Annotated in this window: 20 protein-coding genes; 14 read left to right on the top strand and 6 right to left on the bottom strand. The window is 46.8% G+C overall.

The genetic code is table 11. From position 1 onward, the window contains the following. Positions 1 to 4 precede the first annotated feature (4 nt). Both ygeW and J2Z34_RS08430 read right to left on the bottom strand, forming a co-directional pair. Entirely contained in the window at positions 5 to 1,198 is a 1,194-nt protein-coding gene (ygeW, locus tag J2Z34_RS08435) for a knotted carbamoyltransferase YgeW (RefSeq protein WP_209459423.1), read from the bottom strand. A 101-nt stretch (positions 1,199 to 1,299) separates the two neighbouring features. Further along, positions 1,300 to 2,604, bottom strand: coding sequence for a YgeY family selenium metabolism-linked hydrolase (locus J2Z34_RS08430; RefSeq protein WP_209459422.1), 1,305 nt, complete (start codon positions 2,602 to 2,604; stop codon positions 1,300 to 1,302). A gap of 392 nt (positions 2,605 to 2,996) precedes the next feature. Between J2Z34_RS08430 and J2Z34_RS08425 the strand changes: the two genes are divergently transcribed. From J2Z34_RS08425 to J2Z34_RS08415, 3 genes are all read left to right on the top strand, one after another. After that, on the top strand, positions 2,997 to 3,284 hold the full coding sequence (locus J2Z34_RS08425; RefSeq protein ID WP_209459421.1) for a DUF427 domain-containing protein: 288 nt from the start codon (positions 2,997 to 2,999) through the stop codon (positions 3,282 to 3,284). 225 nt (positions 3,285 to 3,509) lie between these two features. Then, positions 3,510 to 4,445 carry an aspartate carbamoyltransferase gene (pyrB, locus tag J2Z34_RS08420; RefSeq protein ID WP_209459420.1) on the top strand — a complete coding sequence of 312 codons (936 nt, stop codon included), beginning with the start codon at positions 3,510 to 3,512 and terminating at the stop codon, positions 4,443 to 4,445. After that, entirely contained in the window at positions 4,432 to 4,863 is a 432-nt protein-coding gene (locus J2Z34_RS08415) for an aspartate carbamoyltransferase regulatory subunit (protein ID WP_209459419.1), read from the top strand. The genes pyrB and J2Z34_RS08415 overlap by 14 nt, the downstream gene beginning before the upstream one ends. Before the next feature lie 56 nt (positions 4,864 to 4,919). On the opposite strand, the gene J2Z34_RS08410 is transcribed toward J2Z34_RS08415, so the two are convergent. After that, positions 4,920 to 6,083 (bottom strand): M20 family metallopeptidase, encoded by a 1,164-nt coding sequence (locus tag J2Z34_RS08410; RefSeq protein ID WP_209459418.1) that lies wholly within the window; start codon positions 6,081 to 6,083, stop codon positions 4,920 to 4,922. Positions 6,084 to 6,246: 163 nt separating this feature from the next. Here J2Z34_RS08410 and J2Z34_RS08405 point away from each other — a divergent pair, with 163 nt between their 5' ends. The 3 genes from J2Z34_RS08405 (at position 6,247) to J2Z34_RS08395 (ending at position 8,021) form a co-directional block, all read left to right on the top strand. Next, on the top strand, positions 6,247 to 6,672 hold the full coding sequence (locus J2Z34_RS08405; RefSeq protein ID WP_209459417.1) for a Fur family transcriptional regulator: 426 nt from the start codon (positions 6,247 to 6,249) through the stop codon (positions 6,670 to 6,672). Further along, positions 6,669 to 6,887 carry a hypothetical protein gene (locus J2Z34_RS08400; RefSeq protein WP_209459416.1) on the top strand — a complete coding sequence of 73 codons (219 nt, stop codon included), beginning with the start codon at positions 6,669 to 6,671 and terminating at the stop codon, positions 6,885 to 6,887. Before J2Z34_RS08405 ends, J2Z34_RS08400 begins: the two co-directional genes overlap by 4 nt. A 102-nt stretch (positions 6,888 to 6,989) precedes the next feature. Continuing rightward, positions 6,990 to 8,021 carry a DUF2804 domain-containing protein gene (locus tag J2Z34_RS08395; RefSeq protein ID WP_209459415.1) on the top strand — a complete coding sequence of 344 codons (1,032 nt, stop codon included), beginning with the start codon at positions 6,990 to 6,992 and terminating at the stop codon, positions 8,019 to 8,021. A gap of 152 nt (positions 8,022 to 8,173) precedes the next feature. On the opposite strand, the gene J2Z34_RS08390 is transcribed toward J2Z34_RS08395, so the two are convergent. Next, entirely contained in the window at positions 8,174 to 8,965 is a 792-nt protein-coding gene (locus J2Z34_RS08390) for a metal ABC transporter permease (protein WP_209459414.1), read from the bottom strand. Further along, entirely contained in the window at positions 8,965 to 9,654 is a 690-nt protein-coding gene (locus J2Z34_RS08385) for a metal ABC transporter ATP-binding protein (RefSeq protein ID WP_209459413.1), read from the bottom strand. Before J2Z34_RS08385 ends, J2Z34_RS08390 begins: the two co-directional genes overlap by 1 nt. A gap of 113 nt (positions 9,655 to 9,767) precedes the next feature. Here J2Z34_RS08385 and J2Z34_RS08380 point away from each other — a divergent pair, with 113 nt between their 5' ends. The 7 genes from J2Z34_RS08380 to J2Z34_RS08350 all read left to right on the top strand — a co-directional run bounded on the left by J2Z34_RS08380 (position 9,768) and on the right by J2Z34_RS08350 (position 18,287). Beyond that, on the top strand, positions 9,768 to 10,667 hold the full coding sequence (locus J2Z34_RS08380) for a metal ABC transporter solute-binding protein, Zn/Mn family (RefSeq protein WP_209459412.1): 900 nt from the start codon (positions 9,768 to 9,770) through the stop codon (positions 10,665 to 10,667). 125 nt (positions 10,668 to 10,792) lie between these two features. After that, positions 10,793 to 12,583 (top strand): oligoendopeptidase F, encoded by a 1,791-nt coding sequence (gene pepF / locus J2Z34_RS08375; RefSeq protein ID WP_209459411.1) that lies wholly within the window; start codon positions 10,793 to 10,795, stop codon positions 12,581 to 12,583. A gap of 96 nt (positions 12,584 to 12,679) precedes the next feature. Further along, on the top strand, positions 12,680 to 13,648 hold the full coding sequence (locus tag J2Z34_RS08370; protein ID WP_209459410.1) for a rhomboid family intramembrane serine protease: 969 nt from the start codon (positions 12,680 to 12,682) through the stop codon (positions 13,646 to 13,648). Positions 13,649 to 13,660: 12 nt separating this feature from the next. Continuing rightward, on the top strand, positions 13,661 to 14,800 hold the full coding sequence (locus tag J2Z34_RS08365; protein ID WP_209459409.1) for a YkvA family protein: 1,140 nt from the start codon (positions 13,661 to 13,663) through the stop codon (positions 14,798 to 14,800). 64 nt (positions 14,801 to 14,864) lie between these two features. Continuing rightward, positions 14,865 to 15,458, top strand: a complete 594-nt coding sequence (locus tag J2Z34_RS08360) for a ribonuclease H family protein (protein ID WP_245250576.1) — start codon at positions 14,865 to 14,867, stop codon at positions 15,456 to 15,458. Positions 15,459 to 15,730: 272 nt separating this feature from the next. Beyond that, positions 15,731 to 17,029 carry a helix-turn-helix domain-containing protein gene (locus J2Z34_RS08355; RefSeq protein WP_209459407.1) on the top strand — a complete coding sequence of 433 codons (1,299 nt, stop codon included), beginning with the start codon at positions 15,731 to 15,733 and terminating at the stop codon, positions 17,027 to 17,029. Position 17,030: 1 nt separating this feature from the next. Next, positions 17,031 to 18,287 carry a helix-turn-helix transcriptional regulator gene (locus tag J2Z34_RS08350; RefSeq protein WP_209459406.1) on the top strand — a complete coding sequence of 419 codons (1,257 nt, stop codon included), beginning with the start codon at positions 17,031 to 17,033 and terminating at the stop codon, positions 18,285 to 18,287. Between the two features lie 112 nt (positions 18,288 to 18,399). Here the strand turns inward: J2Z34_RS08350 and J2Z34_RS08345 are convergent, their stop codons facing one another. Further along, on the bottom strand, positions 18,400 to 18,801 hold the full coding sequence (locus J2Z34_RS08345) for a PspC domain-containing protein (RefSeq protein ID WP_209459405.1): 402 nt from the start codon (positions 18,799 to 18,801) through the stop codon (positions 18,400 to 18,402). A gap of 264 nt (positions 18,802 to 19,065) precedes the next feature. Here J2Z34_RS08345 and J2Z34_RS08340 point away from each other — a divergent pair, with 264 nt between their 5' ends. After that, positions 19,066 to 20,223, top strand: coding sequence for an alanyl-tRNA editing protein (locus J2Z34_RS08340; protein ID WP_209459404.1), 1,158 nt, complete (start codon positions 19,066 to 19,068; stop codon positions 20,221 to 20,223). Positions 20,224 to 20,268 lie beyond the last annotated feature (45 nt).

The following is a 20,268-nucleotide window of genomic DNA, read 5'->3' as shown; positions in this document are numbered from 1 at the left end:
AGGATTACTCGTGCTTTCTGGCCTTTGCTTCTTTTTCAAGAGCAAGAAGTGTCGCCTGCGGATTCTCGAACTTTGCAAGGAATATCATAGCTGCTATGATATATGGCTTGTAGCTTGCTTCCTTGTAAAGAGGAGTCCTGTACCTGTCAAATACTGTAGCGGCAACCTCGCCTTCCTTGCAGCTGACGCCTGATATGTCAGCTGGCAGGCAGTGCATGTAGAGTGCCTTTCCGTCCTTTGTGAGCTTCATGAGCTCCTCTGTACATTCCCAGTCCTTATGTTCTGCGTTCTGCTTGAGGAGTTCCTTCTCAAGTGCCTTTATTCCGTCGAAGTCATTGTTCGCATATAGGTCAGTTCTCTTCTCCATTGCTATGAAAGGAGCCCAGCTCTTAGGGTATACTATGTCAGCATCCTTGAATGCTTCAGCCATGTTATTGGTCTTTGTGAAGGATCCGCCTGTCTTTGCAGCGTTTGCCTTTGCAACTTCCTCAACCTCTGACATTATCTCGTAGCCTTCCGGATGAGCAAGCACTACGTCCATACCGAATCTGGTCATGAGACCGACGATTCCCTGTGGAACTGATAGCGGCTTTCCGTAGGATGGCGAGTATGCCCATGACATGGCGATCTTCTTGCCCTTGAGGTTCTCTACTCCGCCGAACTCATGGATGATGTGGAGCATGTCAGCCATTGACTGTGTAGGATGGTCTATGTCGCACTGAAGGTTGACAAGTGTAGGCCTCTGCTCGAGGACTCCGTCCTTGTTTCCGTCCTGTACCGACTGTGATACTTCCTGCATGTATGTGTGGCCCTTGCCAATGTACATGTCGTCCCTTATTCCGATGACGTCAGCCATGAAGGAGATCATGTTTGCTGTCTCTCTGACTGTCTCGCCATGAGCTATCTGTGACTTTCCTTCATCAAGGTCCTGGACCTCAAGTCCAAGAAGGTTGCAGGCTGACGCGAAGGAGAACCTGGTCCTTGTGGAGTTGTCCCTGAATATGGATATTCCAAGTCCTGACTCGAATACCTTTGTGGAGATGTTGTTCTCCCTCATGAACCTCAGGGCGTCTGCAACTGTGAAGAGGGCTTCGATGGAGTCATCCGACTTGTCCCAGGTAAGGAAGAAGTCGTCGTTGTACATTTCCTTGAAGTTGAGGCTGTTCAGCTTTTCGATATAATCATTTAGAGTTTTCATCAATATGCTCCTTTTGCGCTTCCTTAGCGCTAAAATTTATTTTATAGCCTGCCGGAGCTTTAAGGTAAGGGCAGCCGGCAGGGTGTGCAACATTCTAATGACTATTTGCAGTATATGGTCGGAAGAGCAGCATATACAGCCGCACACTTCACAAGGTCTTCCTTCCAGGTCATTTCATTTGGGGCATGAGCCTGAGCTTCTGCTCCAGGTCCGAAGCCTATGACTGGTATTCCGTTTCTTCCCATGATGGCAACTCCGTTGGTTGAGAAGGTCCACTTGTCAGTGAGTGGTCTTGCCTTTCTCATAGCGTCGCAGTTTGAAGCTCCGCTCCTGGTTGTTCCGTAGAGACCGTTGTATGCCTCTTCCATGGCCTTAGTGACATCATGGTCTTCTGGTATTACCCAGGTAGGGAAGTAGCACTCGATAGGGTATACGAGACCTGTATAGCTCGGCCTGTCATAATCGTACATGCTCACTGTAGCATTGTACTTCTTTACAGCCGGGAGTGACCTTATTTCGTCAAGGCAGCTTTCCCACGTTTCGCCTGAAGTCATTCTCCTGTCAAGGGATATTGAGCAGGAATCCGCAACTGCGCATCGGCTCGGGGATGTGAAGAAAATCTGGGAAGTGGTTACGGTTCCTCTTCCAAGGAAGTTAGCTTCCTTGTACTGTGGATTGAACTTCTCATCAAGCATCTTCACAAGGCCCTTGATCTCCTTGTCGTCAGCAGCATCGTTCTCGTTGAGGTCACGGATGTTAGTGAGTATCTCAGCCATCTTGTATATGGCGTTGTCTCCTCTTTCAGGTGCTGAACCGTGGCAGGAGATTCCCTGCACGTCGACCCTTATCTCCATACGTCCTCTCTGTCCCCTGTAGATTCCTCCGTCAGTAGGCTCTGTAGAAACTACGAACTCAGGCCTTATGTTTCCTTCCCTTATGATGTACTGCCAGCAGAGCCCGTCGCAATCCTCTTCCTGCACTGAACCGACAACGAGAGCGGTGTACTTGTCTGAGAGGAGTCCAAGGTCCTTCATGATCTTTGCTCCGTAGACAGATGATACTATTCCGCCGAGCTGGTCTGAGGTTCCGCGTCCGCCGATTTCAGTGTCAGACTCGTAGCCTTCGTATGGATCAAAGTTCCAGTTAGCCCTGTTTCCTATTCCAACTGTGTCGATATGGGCATCGAAGCCTATGAGTGCTTTTCCTGTCCCCATGTATCCAAGGATGTTTCCCATCGGGTCGATCTCGATCCTGTCGAAATCCAGAGCCTTCATCTCAGCTTCAATTCTCTTGATGACGCCTTCCTCTTCTGCACTTTCACCAGGTATTGCCACCAGGTCCCTAAGGAATTTGCTCATGGCTGGCTTGTAGGCTTCAGCCGCTACTTTGATCTTTTCGAAATCCATCGTTTCTTTTCCTCCATTTTGTAGAATGCGGATGCTTCTTTTGATTATCTCCGATTTAGTGAAGCACCAGAAATACGGCAGGCAGTTTGGTATTTATCAAATAATGTTGTCCATGTAATCGATGTCTCAAACTTATGATACCATAACAGGGTTACAAATCAATAGAAAAACAAAAAAACTTTTAGTTAACAACAAAAATATTTAGCATACCAAAATAATCTGCCGGAAGCTGATATCGAGGCCCTTCATAAATACCCAGGGTAGGCATTCTCTCTTGATGTTCCATGGAATATTAGCAGAATGTTCACTTCATGTTTACGGCTTCGTGGTAACATGCAGGATAATCGGAAGTGGACTGACACAGTCCGCGATATTAAATGGAGGTATTTAAGATGATAACAGCAAAATGGAACGGTATAGAGATAGCTAAAAGCGACAGGACCGTAGTAGTTGAGGGCAACCATTATTTTCCAAAAGAGGATGTTGACCTTTCACTGCTCGAGGCTTCTGACAAGCACACCACATGCCCATGGAAGGGAATTGCAAGCTACTATACGATTGTCGCAGGCGGAAAGAAAAACCAGGATGCGGCATGGTATTATCCTGAACCAAAGACTGAAGCTCTGATGGTAAAGGACAGGATAGCATTCTGGAAGGGAGTGGAGGTTACAGAAAGTTGAACGTAAGCAGTGGATAAGGAAAATGATTTTTCCGGATAAAAAGCAGTTGACTGTATTTTTCCCGCATGTTAGTATTAATCGAATTAAATAGGCCTTTAACTGAACACGAGAGGTTTGGAAGGCGAAAACTGCACAAATGTGATTGTGGTAGCCTTCTTTGCTTGCGAAGAAGGCTTTTTTGATCCTTTAAAATGTTACTGCGATAACAAGAAGGAGGCAGAACCTATGACAAATATCAGGCACATGGTAGAACCTGAAAACTTCACCCTTGAGGAGATCGAGGATCTCATCGATAAAGGGCTCAGCATGAATGCTGACCCAAAGCCTTATGCTGGCGCATGCCAGGGAAAGATAATGGCATCGCTGTTCTTTGAGCCAAGCACAAGGACCAAGCTTAGCTTTGACAGTGCAATGATGAAGCTTGGAGGACAGGTCCTCGGCTTCAGCGATGCTTCGACAAGCTCCACATCCAAGGGAGAGTCACTTGCTGACACCATCAAGGTGGTAAGCGGATATTCGGACATTATAGTCATGAGACATCCTAAGGAAGGCGCACCGCTGCTTGCGACCCACTTCAGCGAAGTCCCGATAATCAACGGTGGAGACGGTGGCCATCAGCACCCGACACAGACTCTCACTGACCTTATAACCATAAAGAAGTACAAGGGCAAGCTTGACGGCATGAAGATCGGATTCTGCGGCGACCTCAAATATGGCAGGACAGTGCACAGCCTTATAAGGACGCTTGCAAGGTTCGGGAACAAGGAATTTTACCTGATATCCCCTGAAGAGCTGACGCTTCCTTCATCGCTGAAGGCACAGCTTGAGAAGCAGGGAGTGAAGCTCATCGAGATGCGATACATCGAGGATGTTGTGGAAGACCTTGACATCCTATATATGACAAGGATCCAGAAGGAAAGGTTCTTCAACGAGTCTGACTACATAAGGCTCAAGAACTCATACATACTGGACAAGGACAAGATAAGGACTGCGAAGAGCGACATGATCATCCTTCATCCGCTGCCAAGGGTAAACGAGATATCTAATGAAGTGGATACGGACCCGAGAGCGCTCTACTTCGAACAGGCAAAGCTTGGCGTATATATCAGGATGGCCCTGATATGCAAACTCCTGGAGGTGGGACCATATGCTAGAGGTTAAAGGCATAGACAATGGAATAGTCATAGACCATATAAGCGCTGGAAACGGAATCAGGGTATTCAACAGGATCCTCGCTGAGGACATAGAGACTCCGGTCGTACTCCTAATCAACGTTGAGAGCAAGAAGCTGGGCAAGAAGGACATCATAAAGCTTGCTGATGTATTTGACATCAACCTTGACATACTTGGACTCATAGACCAGAACATAACAGTAAATGTAGTCAAGGATTCAAAGATTGTCGAGAAGTACACGGCGGTAATCCCTGACGAGGTCACAGGCCTCTTCAGCTGCGACAATCCAAGATGCATTTCAAACTCGGACTCCTATGCCGTACCGAAATTCAAGTTCTTCGAGAAGAACGGTGCTGCAAAGTACATCTGCAGCTACTGCGAAGAGATCACGAAGTTCAGGCTGTAAAAAACAATATTAGAGATGTAAGGACATGCAGGATAATTCCGGCATGTCCTTTAAGATTATTCAGAAAGCATCATTATCGTATAAATCTTCATGCTCTTTAAAAGCTCACTTATCTTAACCTTCTCGTTTTCCATATGGACGAGTGACAGGTTCCCAGGTCCGAGTATCAGGCATTCTATGCCTCTTCTCCTGAAGATCGAGCCGTCGGTGGTCCCTGCGAAGAAGGTTGTATTGAATTGAATACCTGCCTCGAGGTAGACATTCTTTACCAACTGAAGGTTTTCTGAACCTTCAGGGACTATCCAGCCTTCCCTCATGTCTATTACATCATAGGACACCTCATAGCTTGGATTTTTAAGCTTAAGCCTTTCGATGATGCTATCAAGTCTTCTCCAAATGTCATCAGGGTCATGGTAAGGCACAAGCCTTGCATCAATCTTAAGCTGAAGTTCATCTGGAACCACACAGGGCTCCACGCCTGCCTGGATTGAAAGGGGCTGCCAGAAGGAGCTTCCATATTCGGTGTCCTCATATCCTGCAAAATCCTCTTCAACCATTAGGTTCATGAGCTTCCTGGCAAGGTCAATGGCATTCTGACCCTTGCCCTGGGAGCCGTGGCCTGTGCCGCCCTGGATTGAAATGGTCCCGTAGGTCCTGCCTTTTCCGGCTGTACAGACCATGAGGCCTGTAGGCTCGCAGACAATGATGAGCTCCGCCCTATCAAGGAACTTCTCGTCAAGCAGCGACTTCGAACCCTTCATGCCATCTTCCTCGTCAACAGTAGCAATCATGTATATGTCCCTGGGCGGTGTGATTCCGCTTTCCTTAATTGATGCCATTGATACCATCGCTGACGCAAGGCCGCCCTTCATGTCGGACGAGCCTCTCCCGTGGAGGAAGCCTCCTGAAAGCTCGCCTGAGAATGGGGGTGATGTCCACCTTAGAGCTTCTTTAGGACTTACAGGCACCACGTCCATATGGCCGGTGAAGGCAATTGACCTCGAGCTGTCCTTACCCGGAATATGTGCAACAACATTTCTTCTGTTTCCTTCAACCATATAGGTTTCTGCTTCAATGGAGTATGCCTTGAAGAAATCGAGAAGATAGGTGCTGGCATTTTCCTCGTTTCCTGGAGGGTTTATGCTCTCTATCCTTACCAGGTCGCTGGCGGTCTTAAGAAGCAGGCTCTCGTATGTTTCTATCGAAAACTTATTATCCATAAGGCTCCTTCCTTATATTGTTTCTTTTTCTATTTCATCCATCAATCCCCTTAATTATATGCTCATCCCTTTCGGATTTCACCAGCATAATCATTGCCCGCTGGATAAAACCATTATGGTGGGCTATAATACAGTTAAGAAACACAGGCAAAGGAAGACAGATATGGATTCAGAAAAGATCCTTAGAGCCCACTCGATTAAAGTTACAAAGCCACGCGTGGCAATATATGACATACTGCTCGGTCTTGAAAAGGGAGTGGACGCTGAAGGGATATATTCTATGTGCAGCGACCTTGGACTCTTTGTGAACCTCAGCACGGTCTATAGGACCCTTGAGCTTTTCGAGGAAAAGGGTCTCGTATCGAAATATGACCTTGGAGAAAAGAAGTACAACTACAGCCTGAAGAAGGGGAGCCATATCCATACACTGGAGTGCTCCAGCTGCCACAGGCTACTGGACCTGGAATGTCCCATGAAGCAGATTGAGGAGCTGGTTTCGAAGGAGACCGGATTTCATCTTACGGAACACAGGCTTGAACTCAAGGGCATCTGCAGAGAATGTATGGCAAAGGGAAGGGAAAACAGATGATCGGAATCGTAAAGAACAACAGGGTGCTGTTTGGACTGATAACCTTTGTATTCCTGTTATCAACTGCAGCGATGATATTTGACCTTGAAATAAAGCTAGGCAACATTTTCAACTTTTCACGGGAAAACTTTGGAATCAACCTTCCTGTATTTTTGGCGATGATTGCCCTGGCGACCATCACAGACAGGAACCTCAACAAAAGAAGAAGAAAATGAGATTGCCACCCACGACTTGCAGGTACAAGCCAATTACCGCATCGGGGTGTTTTTTCTTGGAATTGTGTGTTTTCTTAGTCTTTAGGCAAAGGAGTGTTGCACATGGTAAGACCAAGACCTTCAATAGAAAGGGAAATCAAGAAGCAGGTAGACCTGACGAGGAAAAACGGAAGCCTTAATCCCAAGGCCATAGGCTGGGCAAGGGAGCCGCATATCAGGAGCGCCGTAACCGGTTCATGGCTTCGGAAGAAGAAATGGAACTACTGGTGCATAGTAAGCCCCGAGGTCCTCTTTTCCGCGACAGTATCAAACCTGGACTATATCGGAATGGTATTCACATATTTCCTTGACAGGGAAAGCCAGAAGTTCACTGAGAAGACCATATCCAAGCCTTTCGGCAAGGGCTGCAGCATGCCTGATAATGTCAATGAGACTGTTGAGTATTATGATGATGACAACCTTGTGGCATTCTACAGGATGAGGACATACACAAAGATAGACGTCAAATGCATGAATTTCGGGGGACAGGTGCTGGATGTTGAGCTGAATATAACAGCTCCAGACGAGCATGAGACACTTAATGTGGTAATTCCCTGGACCAGATGGAGATACCAGTTCACCTCTAAGCAGAACTGCCTGAGAGTGGAGGGCCATATCAAGGTTGGGGACAGGAAGTATATCCTGAAGAAGGAAAACTCATTCGCAACACTTGATTTCGGAAGAGGCAAGTGGCCCTATGACTCAAAGTGGCAGTGGGCGACGGCGTCAGGTGATACGAATGGAAACACAGTGGGAATCAACCTTGGAGGTACCTGGACCGACGGCACAGGCATGACCGAGAACGGCATTGTGGTAAACGGCAAGCTGACCAAAATCAGAGAGACAATGGACTTTGCCTTTGACATGGCAGACAGGATGAAGCCATGGGCGATAAAGACAAAGGATTCCGATTCAGTGGACCTTGTGTTCACTCCGGCATACGAACGGGTGGCAAAGACCAAGGTGCTCTTCCTCATGTCTGAGGTGCATCAGATGATGGGTACTTATTCAGGCTACGTGACTGACGCGGCAGGCAAGAAGATTGAGATTGAATCGCTATACGGAAGCATAGAGGACCATGCTGCGAAGTGGTAGGTGAGTTCTCTGATAAGATGAGCATTCTAAATTAATAGTTTTTTAGAAATAAATCAACCCATTTCGATAGCTATTATTTATAGCAATCGGAATGGGTTGATTTATTTAGTGCATTTTTTTCGAGTACCATATTTCTATAAGATTTTTTTAAGTTATTTGCTCATCGGATTCATGACAAGTGAAATTACCATGGTGGCTACGCTCATAATGGCAATTGCTCCGCCTGGTGCGCTGTCAAGATAGTACGAGAGGACGAGACCTGCTATGACATCTATTACGCTGACAATAACTGCAATTGCCAGGGTCCTTGTGAACCCTTTACGGAACTGCATGGCTGATGCAACCGGGAGTACGATAAGTGAAGATATTACGAGTATTCCTGTTATCCTTATGGATGCTGATATCGAGGCTCCCATGAGCAGAGCAAATATGTAGTTTACTGTCTTGACCCTTATTCCTGAAACCTTTGCACCATCCTCGTCGAAGGTGGAGTATATGAGCTCATTGTAGAATCTCGCCACAAGAAGGCTTGAGGCAATTGTAACCGCAAGGACCAGGATAAGGTCCTCACTCGTCACTGTCAGTATGCTTCCGAAGAGATACTGGGTGATGCTTGCGTTTGCGCTTCCGCTTGAAACAAGTATTATGGCTATACCGACGCTCAGTGTCATTACAACAGACATGAGAATCTCGGAATACCTCTTGAACGAATCACGCATGTATTCGATCATGACGGCAGCGAGAGTTGTGAATATTACAGAGGTTATTGTCGGGTGGATGCCAATGACCAGGCCGATTGCTACTCCTGCAAAGGATGAGTGTGCAAGTGTGTCGCCAATCATCGAAAATCGCCTGAGCACCAGGAATATTCCGATTATAGGGCAAAGCAGGGCGATAAGGAAGCCTGCCGCAAGGGCGTTCTGCATGAATGGGAGTGAAAGCATCAGAGCACCTCCTTGCTGAAGAACAGCATGTTGTCAACGTCCTCATGCTGTATGTTCCTCTTGAATGTTGCAATGTCGTAGATGGCACCCTTATGTTCACCCATCCTCAGTATGAAGTCAGAGTTGTGGATGGCTGCTGAGATGTTGTGCTCGACTGCAACTATGGTTACACCTCGGTCCCTGAGCTTCTTAAGTATCTCCCTGACCTCCTTCTGGCTCCTTATGTCCATGCCAGTGGATGGCTCATCAAGTATGATGACTTCAGGATTTCCGAGGAGTGCCCTTCCTATGAATACCCTCTGCTGCTGTCCGCCTGAAAGGTCGCCGATGAGAGAGTGCTTCTTCTCAAGCATTGATACGTCATCCAGGGCTTTGTCTATCCCTGACCTGTCCTTCTGGCCAAGAGCATGCAGATGGATGCGGTATACCTCTTCAACTGTTATGGGAAACTGAGAATTGAAGCTCTCCATCCGCTGGGGAACATAACCGATCCTGTCGGTGCTGATTTCTATTGTTCCTTTAGTCGGCTTCAAAAGTCCTAGCGCAAGCTTCACGAACGTGGACTTTGCGGACCCGTTCTCACCTATGATTGATGTGAGTCTTCCTACAGGAATCTTAAGGTCAAGGTCTTGTATGAGATATGGCTCTTCTCCTGAGTAAGAGAAGGAGAGTCCCTTTGCTTCTATCATGAAATCCTCCGGATATGGTTATAAAGATTTGTATGCCTTGAACTTGACAACAGGCATCCATGCTTATATTATATTCATTGATGCGAATCATTTGCAACTCATGGAGGTTAGTTTTGAAAAGAAAGTTTAAGATAGCTGCAGCTGCTTTAGCTGCAATGGCGATATTTACAGCGTGTGCCGGAGATAAGGGTGTTGAAAGCGGAAAGCTTACAGTATCCACATCAATCAATCCTGTAAACCAGATAGTGACAATCATAGGCGGAGACAAGGTAGAGGTATCGAGGATGGTACCTGCGGGAAGCGAAGCACACGACTTCGAGCCTACAATAAGAGATATGGAGACTCTCTCCAAATCCAAGATCCTCTTCATAAGCGGACTCGGCATGGAGCCCTGGTCTGATAAGGCCAAGGAGACAACTGGAGCGAAGGATCTTGTAACTGCAGAGCTCTCATCAGGAATGGACCTGATAGCGCTTGATGATGCTGATCATTCTGATGGTGAAGAAGACCACGGAGAGTACGACCCTCATGTATGGCTAAGCCTTGACGGAATGGTCACCATGGCAGAGAACGCAGAGAAGGCCCTAAGCGCTGCAAGTCCTGAAAATGCGGAGTACTTCAGGCAGAACCTGGAAGCCTTCAGGAATGATGTACTGGAGCTTAAGGGCGAATATATTCCAAAGTTCGCATCATATCAGGGGAAGGCATTCGTAACGGGGCATGCAGCATTCGGCTACATGTGCAGGGAGCTTGGCCTTGAGCAGATGTCAGTAGAGGGACCTTTCCAGGAGGGTGAGCCGACTCCGAAGAAGCTGGAGGAGCTGATAAGCTTTGCCAAGGAGAACAGCATAAAGACCATATTCCTGGAGGAGCAGGCTTCACCGAAGGTATCAGAGACTCTTGCCAGGGAAGTAGGAGCATCTACAGAGACTCTAAATCCGCTTGAGAGTGAAGGAGACCTTCTTCAGACAATGAAGGAAAACTACGACAAGATACTGAAGAGCATGGAATAGGAAAGCAAGCCTCTTTTGGGGCTTATGGGGAGGGGAATTGTATTCCCCTCCCTATATTGATATAATAAGGATAATTGGTTATATACAAGTATTAACAACATCAACAACACAGGGAGGTCTGAAATTTGGATAAGATACCATCAAGAAACGAAGTGGACGACAGGCACAAATGGAGACTCGATCTAATATTCGAATCGAATGCGGATTTTGAGGAAGAGCTGAAGGCAGTAAAGGCAGAAGCGGGAGTCCTATCAAGCTACAAGGACAGACTGGGCGACAAGGAAGCCCTTCTTGGATACCTGAAGGACTATGAGACCTATGGAAGAAGGCTTGAGAAGCTCTACTCATACGCACACATGAAATCGGATGAGGATACGACGAACGGAGAACAGCAGGTTCTGCTTGCCAAAGTATCCGAGTATTATTCAGAGCTTATGGCACTTACCTCATGGTTCGTCCCTGAAATACTTGCGCTTCCGGATGAGAGGCTGAATGAATACCTCACAGACCCTGACCTTGAGCTTTACAGGTTCCACATAGAGTCCATCGCCAAGGACAAGCCTCACGTGCTTTCAAAAGAAAGGGAGGAGCTCCTTGCCAGTCTCGGAGATTCACTCAGCGCACCTGAGAAGATATACAACATGTTCTCCAATGCCGACCTGACATTTGGAAATGTGAAGGATTCTGAAGGCAGCGAGCACCAGCTTACAGAAGAGAAATACAGGAACTTCATACAGTCCAAGGACAGAGTACTTAGGAAGAACTCATTCCTGGAGCTTTTCACCACATATGGAAAGTACAAGAACACACTTGCACAGACACTGACTTCAAGCATGAAGGTGTTCAACATCGACTCAAAGCTTAGAAAATATTCTTCACCGGTAGAAAGGGCGCTTTCACCGAACAACATACCTGAGGCTGTGTTCCACAACAGCATAGGCACAATAAATGAAGGCCTTAAGGAGCTCCACAGGTATGTGGACATAAAGAAGAAGCTTCTTGGACTTGATGAGATCCACATGTATGACCTGTATGTACCTGTCATCGACATCCCTGAAAAGAAGATTTCCTTCGAGGAAGGGGTGGCAATGTCCCTTGAAGGGCTGAAGCCGCTTGGAGAGGAGTACCTTTCCATATTCAAGGAAGGTATAGAAGGCGGATGGATAGACATATATGAGAACAAGGGAAAGAGGAGCGGAGCCTATTCATCAGGCTGCTTCGATACCATGCCGTACATACTACTCAACTACCATGACGACCTGAGGGATGTTTCGACACTGGTACATGAGATGGGGCACTCAATACACTCGTATTATTCAAGGAAGACGCAGCCATACATTTACGCAGGCTATACGATATTCGTAGCTGAGGTTGCTTCCACAACCAACGAGAAGCTGCTGATTCACCACCAGATAAAGACTGAGACTGATGAAAAGAGAAAGCTTTACCTTATTAACCAGGAGCTTGAGCAGATAAGGACAACCGTCTTCAGGCAGCTTATGTTCGCTGAGTTCGAGAAGATTACCCATGAGTCACTCATTGGCGGTACGCCGCTTACAGGTGACGACCTTAACAGGATATGGCTTGACCTAAACAGAAGGTACTTCGGAGAAGGAATTGTCCTTGACAAGGAAATCGAGAGCGAATGGTCAAGGATACCTCATTTCTACAGCGATTTCTACGTATACCAGTATGCCACAGGCTATGCTGCCGCAAGCGCATTCTGTAACATGATCCTTGAGGGGAAAGAAGGTGCGGTTGAAAAGTACCTTGGGTTCCTCAAGGCAGGCGGAAGCGGCTATCCGGTGGATGTCCTGGCCTCTGCAGGCGTTGACATGACCTCAAAGGCACCGCTCGAAGCAACGGTAAAAAGGTTTGCAGAGCTCCTCGACATGCTTGAGGAAGTTGTGTACTAAATATTAATTTACTGAAAAGAAAGGGCCCAAGGGCCCTTTCCTTGTTTATAAGCAGAGTCTTATAGGCTAATATAGAATATATACAGGAGTAATTATATGAGTGTAGGATTTATGAAATCGGTACTGGACCGCCTGGTTGACAGGAAGGGCTTCAGCCTGGATGTCTTTCCTTCCTATGACAGGGAGCTGGGCTATTTTGCATACAGGGAAAAAGGAGGCTTCATGAAGGCTGTTATATTCTCGCGTGAAGGCGAGGAGGAGCAGCAGCTTTTGTCATTCGATGAATTCGCAACCTTCAAAGGAGTCAGCTTCGATATAGTAAACCTCGTGTTTGCTGAGAGAGGCTATATGGGTTCAGGAATTTCCCGCGCAGGATACCATGAAGGCACCATTGATCCGGAAGGGAATCTCAGGCTGCCCGATGAGGAATCGCTGGCCCTGTTCACTGAGGAGAAGAAGGGCACAAGGCCGCTGACACTGAGGGATATGGCTGCTTCGGCACCGGTTACGATGGGGCTGATTGCTATAAACATCATGATATTCGCAGCATCGGCATTCCTGTCGCAATCAACTGAGATCAACGTTTATGTGCTGATATACCTTGGAGCCAAATTCAACCCGCTGATGGAGCAGGGAGAGTGGTGGAGGCTTGTGACTTCAGCATTCCTTCATGGTAACCTGATGCATATCCTGTTCAACATGTACGCACTGTATAACATAGGGCCGTTCCTTGAAATGAGGCTGAAGTGGGTCAGGTTTACCTCCATCTACTTTATTTCAGCAATAACGTCAGGTCTTCTGAGCTTCTTTTTCACACCAAGCGTTTCAGTCGGAGCGTCCGGCGCAATTTTCGGACTGCTCGGTGCATTCCTTGTCCTTGCCCTTAGAAGCAAGGAGAAGGTCATGAGAAGGGCGCTATCAAACATTTTGTTCATTATCGGCATAAATCTGATGATTGGTTTTGCCGGAAGCGGAGTAATAGATAATTTCGGTCATATAGGAGGTCTCCTGGGAGGCATAGCATCATCGCTGGTGCTTGCCGGCAAGGGACCTAAAAGCGAGTGAGGAGTGAATATGATGAAAGTGACGTCAGTGACTACGACCATGAGGGCTGAAGACCTTCTTCACGACCTGAGGGTAATGGTGGAGCCAAAGGTACCGGGACTGGTATTCGACACGGTGGAGCTTGAGGACAGCTCCATACTTGTAAAGGGCAGCTACAAATATGGGATCAGCATTCCGTTCCTTGGAAAGATAAAGATACTTGATGTGTCAGACAATGTGGTAACCCTAAAGATCGCACAGGTGAAGGTCCTGAAGATCGGGATACCGAAATTCATACTTACGATTGCTTCCAAGACTGCTGCAGGCAAGGCGAAGGAAATGGGGGTTGAGTATGTCGATGGAGCCCTTAAGGCCAACATATCGAGCATTCTTTCAACGGTTCCCCATGTAGGGCTTACAGTTGACAATATCACTATGCAGGATGGCCTGCTGTCCCTTTCGATTGCAGACATTTCTGCAGATATCGATGCTATGCAGGCTGAATCCAATAAGGATAAGGAAGCTGAGGAAAGGGCTGCAAGAGAGAAGGAAGTAAAGAGGATTGCAGAATTCAACAGAAGGCTTTCAGTCATGGACAGGACAAAGGACAGCTACACTGACTTCAGGGATACCCTCCACAAGAAGACTCCTGAAGGAGCCAAAAAGTACTTCAAATATGCCATGGCATTGCCTGACATATATGTGCTGGCATACAGGTTGATTAAGGACAAGAGGGTATCGAAGAAAGACAAGGCCATAATATCCGTAACGCTCGGATATCCGCTTTTGCCATTCGACCTGCTTCCTGACAGGATTCCGCTTCTGGGAGCAGTTGACGACATTGCTCTCATAACCTTCGGAGTGAACCACATCATGAAGAGAATTCCGGTTCCAATAATCGTACAGCATTGGCAGGGGGACCTTAAGACCCTTAAGCTCATCAGGGACAACGTTCCGACGATCATGTCCTTCACACCTGGAAAGACTCTGGACAAGGCATATGGAATCATAGATTCCAAGCTTGAACAGACCAGAAAGTCATACCTGGCTGACGAGGCCTACCTTACTCCGGAAGGCGAGGTCAAGCCTATCGACCTTGAACCGATCTTCAGGAAGGTAATCGATGAGGAGCCTGGAACTCCGGTTAGTCTTGCAGAAATGAATGACGTATAGTAACATTGATTCAAGAAGAAATCCGGGCTGTGGATAGCATCCACGGCCCTTTGAGGTGGAAGTTTTGGGCAAGTTTTATGGAGTAATCAACGGACATTCGAAGGAGCCAAGGATATTCACGGAGTGGAGCGAGGCGAAGAAGGAAGTCACTGGAGCAAAAGGCGCGCTTTATAAGGGCTTTTTGACATTAGCGGAGGCTGAGGAGTTCATTGGGATGAAAAAGGAGACGGAATCCACGGATGACGGCCTCACAATCTATGTGGACGGCAGCTTCGAGCTCGAGACTGGAAGATATGCATACGGGCTGGTGGTGGTCTCAGGGAACGAAGAGATACACTCCGAGGGCTACGCGATGAAGGGTGAGTTCAGTTCCATGAGGAACGTTGCAGGAGAGGTTCTTGGAGCTATAAAGGCCATGGAGTATGCAATGAAGAACGGTCATAAGAAGCTGCACCTGTATTTTGATTACCAGGGCATCGAATCATGGGCTATCGGAACCTGGAAACGGAATAATCCACTCACCATGGGCTATCACGAGCACTACAGGAAGCTTTCAGGCGACCTGAAGGTAGTATTCCACAAGGTCAAGGGACATAGCGGCAACAGATTCAACGACAGGGCTGATGAAATGGCAAAAATGGCATTTAGCAAAAAATGAAAGGAACCAATGGTGTTCCTTTCATTTTTCCTGTGATTCACAGTGTTATGCACAAAATTATTATCTGATTGAATTGAAGACCTGATTTCACTTAAAAAGTATAGGAAAGCATTCTGACAATGTATTGTCAAATACGTATAAAATGGAGTTTTTTGGTCTATACAGTGAATTCTATTAAAGAATTCTATATTTCGATTAATTTCTAGTATTTTTTGAATCTGTTTATATGTTATAATGAAAACAGATTCTATTTGTGTTGGGAGATTGTTGTTATGGAAGTATTGTCTTTAGGGGAGAAAATCAAGAAACGTAGAAAAGAACTGGACATGACGCTCAAGGATGTCGCAGGCGACAGGGTCACACCTGGACAGATAAGCCTTGTTGAGTCCGGAAAATCAAACCCCTCCATGGATCTGCTCGAATATCTGGCTGCAACCCTGGATGTTTCAGTGGAATACTTCATGGAATCTGAGGTCACACAGGCTGAGACCATCTGCAAATACTACAACAGGATGGCGGAGATAAACCTCACCCATGGTGACATAGACAAGGCGTTGTCATTCATAGACAAGGCAGACAAATTCGTTGACAAGTACAACTTAAGTCTTGCGAAGGCCAGGAACCTTTTTCTTCGTGGTGTTTACAAGACACGCATGAAAGAGTACGAGGAGGCGTACGATTACCTCTTCAAGTGCAACCTGATTTATTCCTCCATAAACTATTATGAGGGATTTCTTGAAAATTTCATGTTTGCGGGAAAAAGCTTCCTCGATTTTGACTCCATTCCGCTTGCTCTAAGCTACTTCCATAAGTCCGAATCACTTTTCAAGGAAGAAATCATAACCGACGAGTTTCTGCTCGGGAAGGTCTACTTCTACCTTGCGATGGGTTACCAGAAGACAGGAAAGCTTGAAAAGGCTAAGGAGTATACTAAGCTTTGCAGCGATAAGTTTGAGAAGCTCAGTGACAGGATAGGCTACGGAAACCTTCTTACCGCTCTGGCTGAGGATTATGAGGCCAAAGGCAACCTGAAGGAAGCACTTACTTATTCCAACATGGCCCTGAACCTGTTCAAGGACTACGACTCAGAAAAGGAATATGCCATGATGGAGCAGAGCCTTGGAGACCTGTATATGGGCTTTGAGGACTATGACGAGGCTCTTGGACATTTCATGAGAGCCAAGGACATCTACTCGATGACATCTGACAGGAGATACAATGACATACTACTGTCGATTGTGGAATGCCAGGCTTATCTGGGAAGACATAGTGACAGCCTTGATACCATGAAGTTCCTGGAAAAGATATTCGAAGAGGACGACAGTCTAGGGAATCTTCATCTTTACAGACTCAAAGCCAAGGTGCAGAGTCTGATGAAGAACCATAGGGAAGCGCTTAACAACCTGATACTTGCAGCTCAGATTGCAAAGAGCAAAGGCTACAAGGACGAGGAAGCTGAGATTCTGATCCTCCTTTCCAAGTACTATCTGGAGCGCGGAAAGACTGAAGAAGCCGAAGGGTTCCTTGACGAGTCCGTGAGCATCCTGAATCAGATAAGCGAGGATAGATGATATGGATATACTGACTACTGGCGAAAAGATAAAAAGGGCAAGAATACAGAAGGACATGACGCTTAAGGACCTCTGCGGCAAGGAGATTTCAGTTTCCAAGCTCAGTACCATCGAGAACAGCAAGGTTCAGGCTGAAGAGTGGATACTCAAGCTCATAGCCAAGAGGCTTAACCTTGATGTGGAATACCTTAAGAAGGACATGGTACAGGAGATATCGGACGAGCTTAAAAGCCTTGATTCAAAAAGATCTTCAGGCTCATATGAGGATGAGGTCAGGGACCTTATAATGATCGCTAACCAGAACAGCCTTTATTCGCAGGCTTTCATGGCAAGACTTCAGCTCATTGACTACTATATGGCTAAAAACAAGACCGAGCTGCTGACTGTGGAAATCTCCAACCTCTACAAGACCCTCATAAGGGTAGTGAACAAGGAGACGCTATATCTCTACATCTATACGATGGCGAAATACCTTATCCATACAAGGGAATACTACAATGCTGCAGTATATCTTCAGAACCTGATGGACCATTTCAATGAACTGCCGGAGCTAATGACAAATGACGTGAAGCTTCAGATTCCATACATGCTAATGCAGTGCTATGTGTACACCAGGCAATACGAAAGGGCTTCGAAGTATGCAACCAGCGTGAAAGCGCTGATGGACAAGACAGACAGCAAGGTCATACTCGGGGAGATACATCTTCTGTTCTACATACTCAACTCCACTGGAGAGCTTGAGAGCGATGCTGCCGCAGACTACTCGAAGGTCAACAACTATCTTGCTGATTATCCGGAGCAGCTTGCAACTGCAAAGTTCATTCTGGCAATCAACATGATAGAGAGCGGTAAGAACAAGGAAGGCTACAGGGAGCTTGAGAAGGCTGCTGAAATCTTCCCGAAGGACAAGCTCGGGGAAAGCACTGAGCTCCTTATGTCAGCCATGGAGATCTTCGCTGACAACAAGCTCTATGACGAGGCTGACAAGTATATCGACATGCTGGTCAATTCAGCGATAGAGAACGGAGATACAGACTTCATGCAGAAGGCGTACTATTACAAGGGAATGCTTCTCGGCAGAAAAGGAAAGTTCGACCAGGCTGAAACCTACATGAGTGTTTCTTTAGACCTCCTGATGAAGAAGGGCAGATCCAAAGAACTGTCAAAAAGATACAAGGACCTTGGAAAGATATACTACCAGATGGGGAACAAGCAGGAAGCCATCAAGTACCTGTCCATGAGCGTGTCTGCCGGTTAAGTGGATTGATGCTGAATTAAGTGCAATATAAAATGGAAGGAGGGCTTATCCTCCTTCCATTTTATTTGCCGGAAAATACATCTCCGGATTCTTGATTCCTCTGAGCCTGAAATTACTGGACCTTGTCGTCTTCCTTAACTTCACGGTAGCCTTCCGGTCCGTATCCGTCATCCTTAGGAACATAGCTTCCGCCGGCTTTCCTGTAGGCCGGGCCTTCGTTCTTCCGTTCAACTCTCGGGCCTTCGGAATGCTCCTGCCTTTTCCACGGATCTTCCTTTACTTCAGGACCATATGACCTGTCCTGCCTCTCATTTATCAGTTCCTTGTCACAGTCAGGCATAAGGACCGCAAGTATGACATAGAGGATTAGCAGCGGGAAGAGCTCTGTGAATATAGCGACTATGACGAAGCCGATCCTCAGGATCGTAACATCGATGCCAAGGTAATCAGAAAAGCCTGCCAGCACTCCGCTCAGCATCCTTCTGTCTCTGTTCTTGCATAATTTTCTGTCCATTGCATTCCACTCCTTTACTACACCTTGATTATATTGGCTCTTCGTTAAAACCAAATTAAAATACCTGTGAAAATTAAATCATATGCCAATTGATCCTTTTTAAGCATTGTCATATGACCAATGAATTCAGCATGCTCTTTGAAATCTACATCAGGATTGCATGAGCCAGGACAGCATCCTTGTCTTATCCTGTGCAGTAAAATGGCGCTAATGTGAATCATCTGGTAAAATGTAGCTGAAACATCGCAAAAGGGGTGCATTACAATGGAGCTTTACCACAGGGACAGAGACAAGCTATCGTTCGAAACCAGGATCAGAAGTGTCGGAGCTATGGACGGGAAAGTATTTCTGACCCTTCATGAGAGCTGGTTCTATCCGGAAGGAGGAGGACAGCCTGCGGACAGGGGTACCATAAATGGAAGGGAAGTATTGTCCGTAGTAAGGAAAGATGGGGAAGTCTTCCATGAATTGGCAGAATATGCCGGGCTAACGATTAACATGCCGGTTTCATGCGTGATTGACCGTGATGCCAGAGAGGACCACAGCACCCAGCATACAGCCCAGCATCTGCTTTCAGCAGTGCTGTCGGATAGCTTTGGGGTAAATACGGTTGGCTTCCATCTCGGGGCGAAGCATACGACCATCGATACGGACAGGCTTCTTACTGAGGAGGAGCTAAGGGTTGCAGAGGAGAAGGCCAACAGACTGATCATGGAAAACCTGAAGGTCACTGAGCTTATGACTGACCTTGGCGGACTCAGGGATATAGCACTCAGGAAGGAGACAAGCCTGACCTCCGGCATTAGGATAGTAAAGATTGGCAACATCGATTCCTCTGCCTGCGGCGGAACCCATGCTGATAACCTGGGAAAGCTCCTGATACTTAGAATCGCAAAGTCAGAAAAATACAAGGAAGGCTCAAGGGTCTGGTTCTATGCAGGAAAGCGAGCCTATGATTACATCCTTGAGTCTGAAGACATACTTAAGACCCTCAGGAGAGAACTAATGGCCGGAAACGATGAGCTGCCCTTCAGGGTGGTGAGCCTTCTCCAGGAGAAGGAGGAGCTCGAAAAGAAGAACGAGGAGCTTTCTGACAAGCTGGCTGAAGCTGTAGCTGATTCCTACTCTGAGGATTTCGTGGTGACTTCATCTAAGTTCGATCCCGAGGTCATAAGGAAGATCGGTGAAGCCCTGGCTAAAAGGGGAAAGATTGCAGTGCTTTATCGCGAGGAGGATTTCAGGGTATATGCTTTCACCGGAGAAAAGGCACATGCAGGCAAGCTGTTTACTGTGGCCAAAGAGGGATACGACTTCAGGGGAGGCGGAGGCAAGTCCATGGCGCAGGGCTATCTGAAGGACGAAACAGAGCTTCATGGATTCATATCAAGAATATACGAGGCCCTTCTCAGACTTGAGGTTTGACCTGTCTTATGGTACATTTAGGTTTAGTTAATTTTTGAGGTCAGG

The organism is Youngiibacter multivorans, from assembly GCF_017873395.1.
Taxonomy (GTDB): Bacteria; Bacillota; Clostridia; order Clostridiales; family Clostridiaceae; genus Youngiibacter; species Youngiibacter multivorans.
Note: the sequence above shows the minus strand (reverse complement) of the source record. Positions and strands in the feature narration are given on the sequence as shown.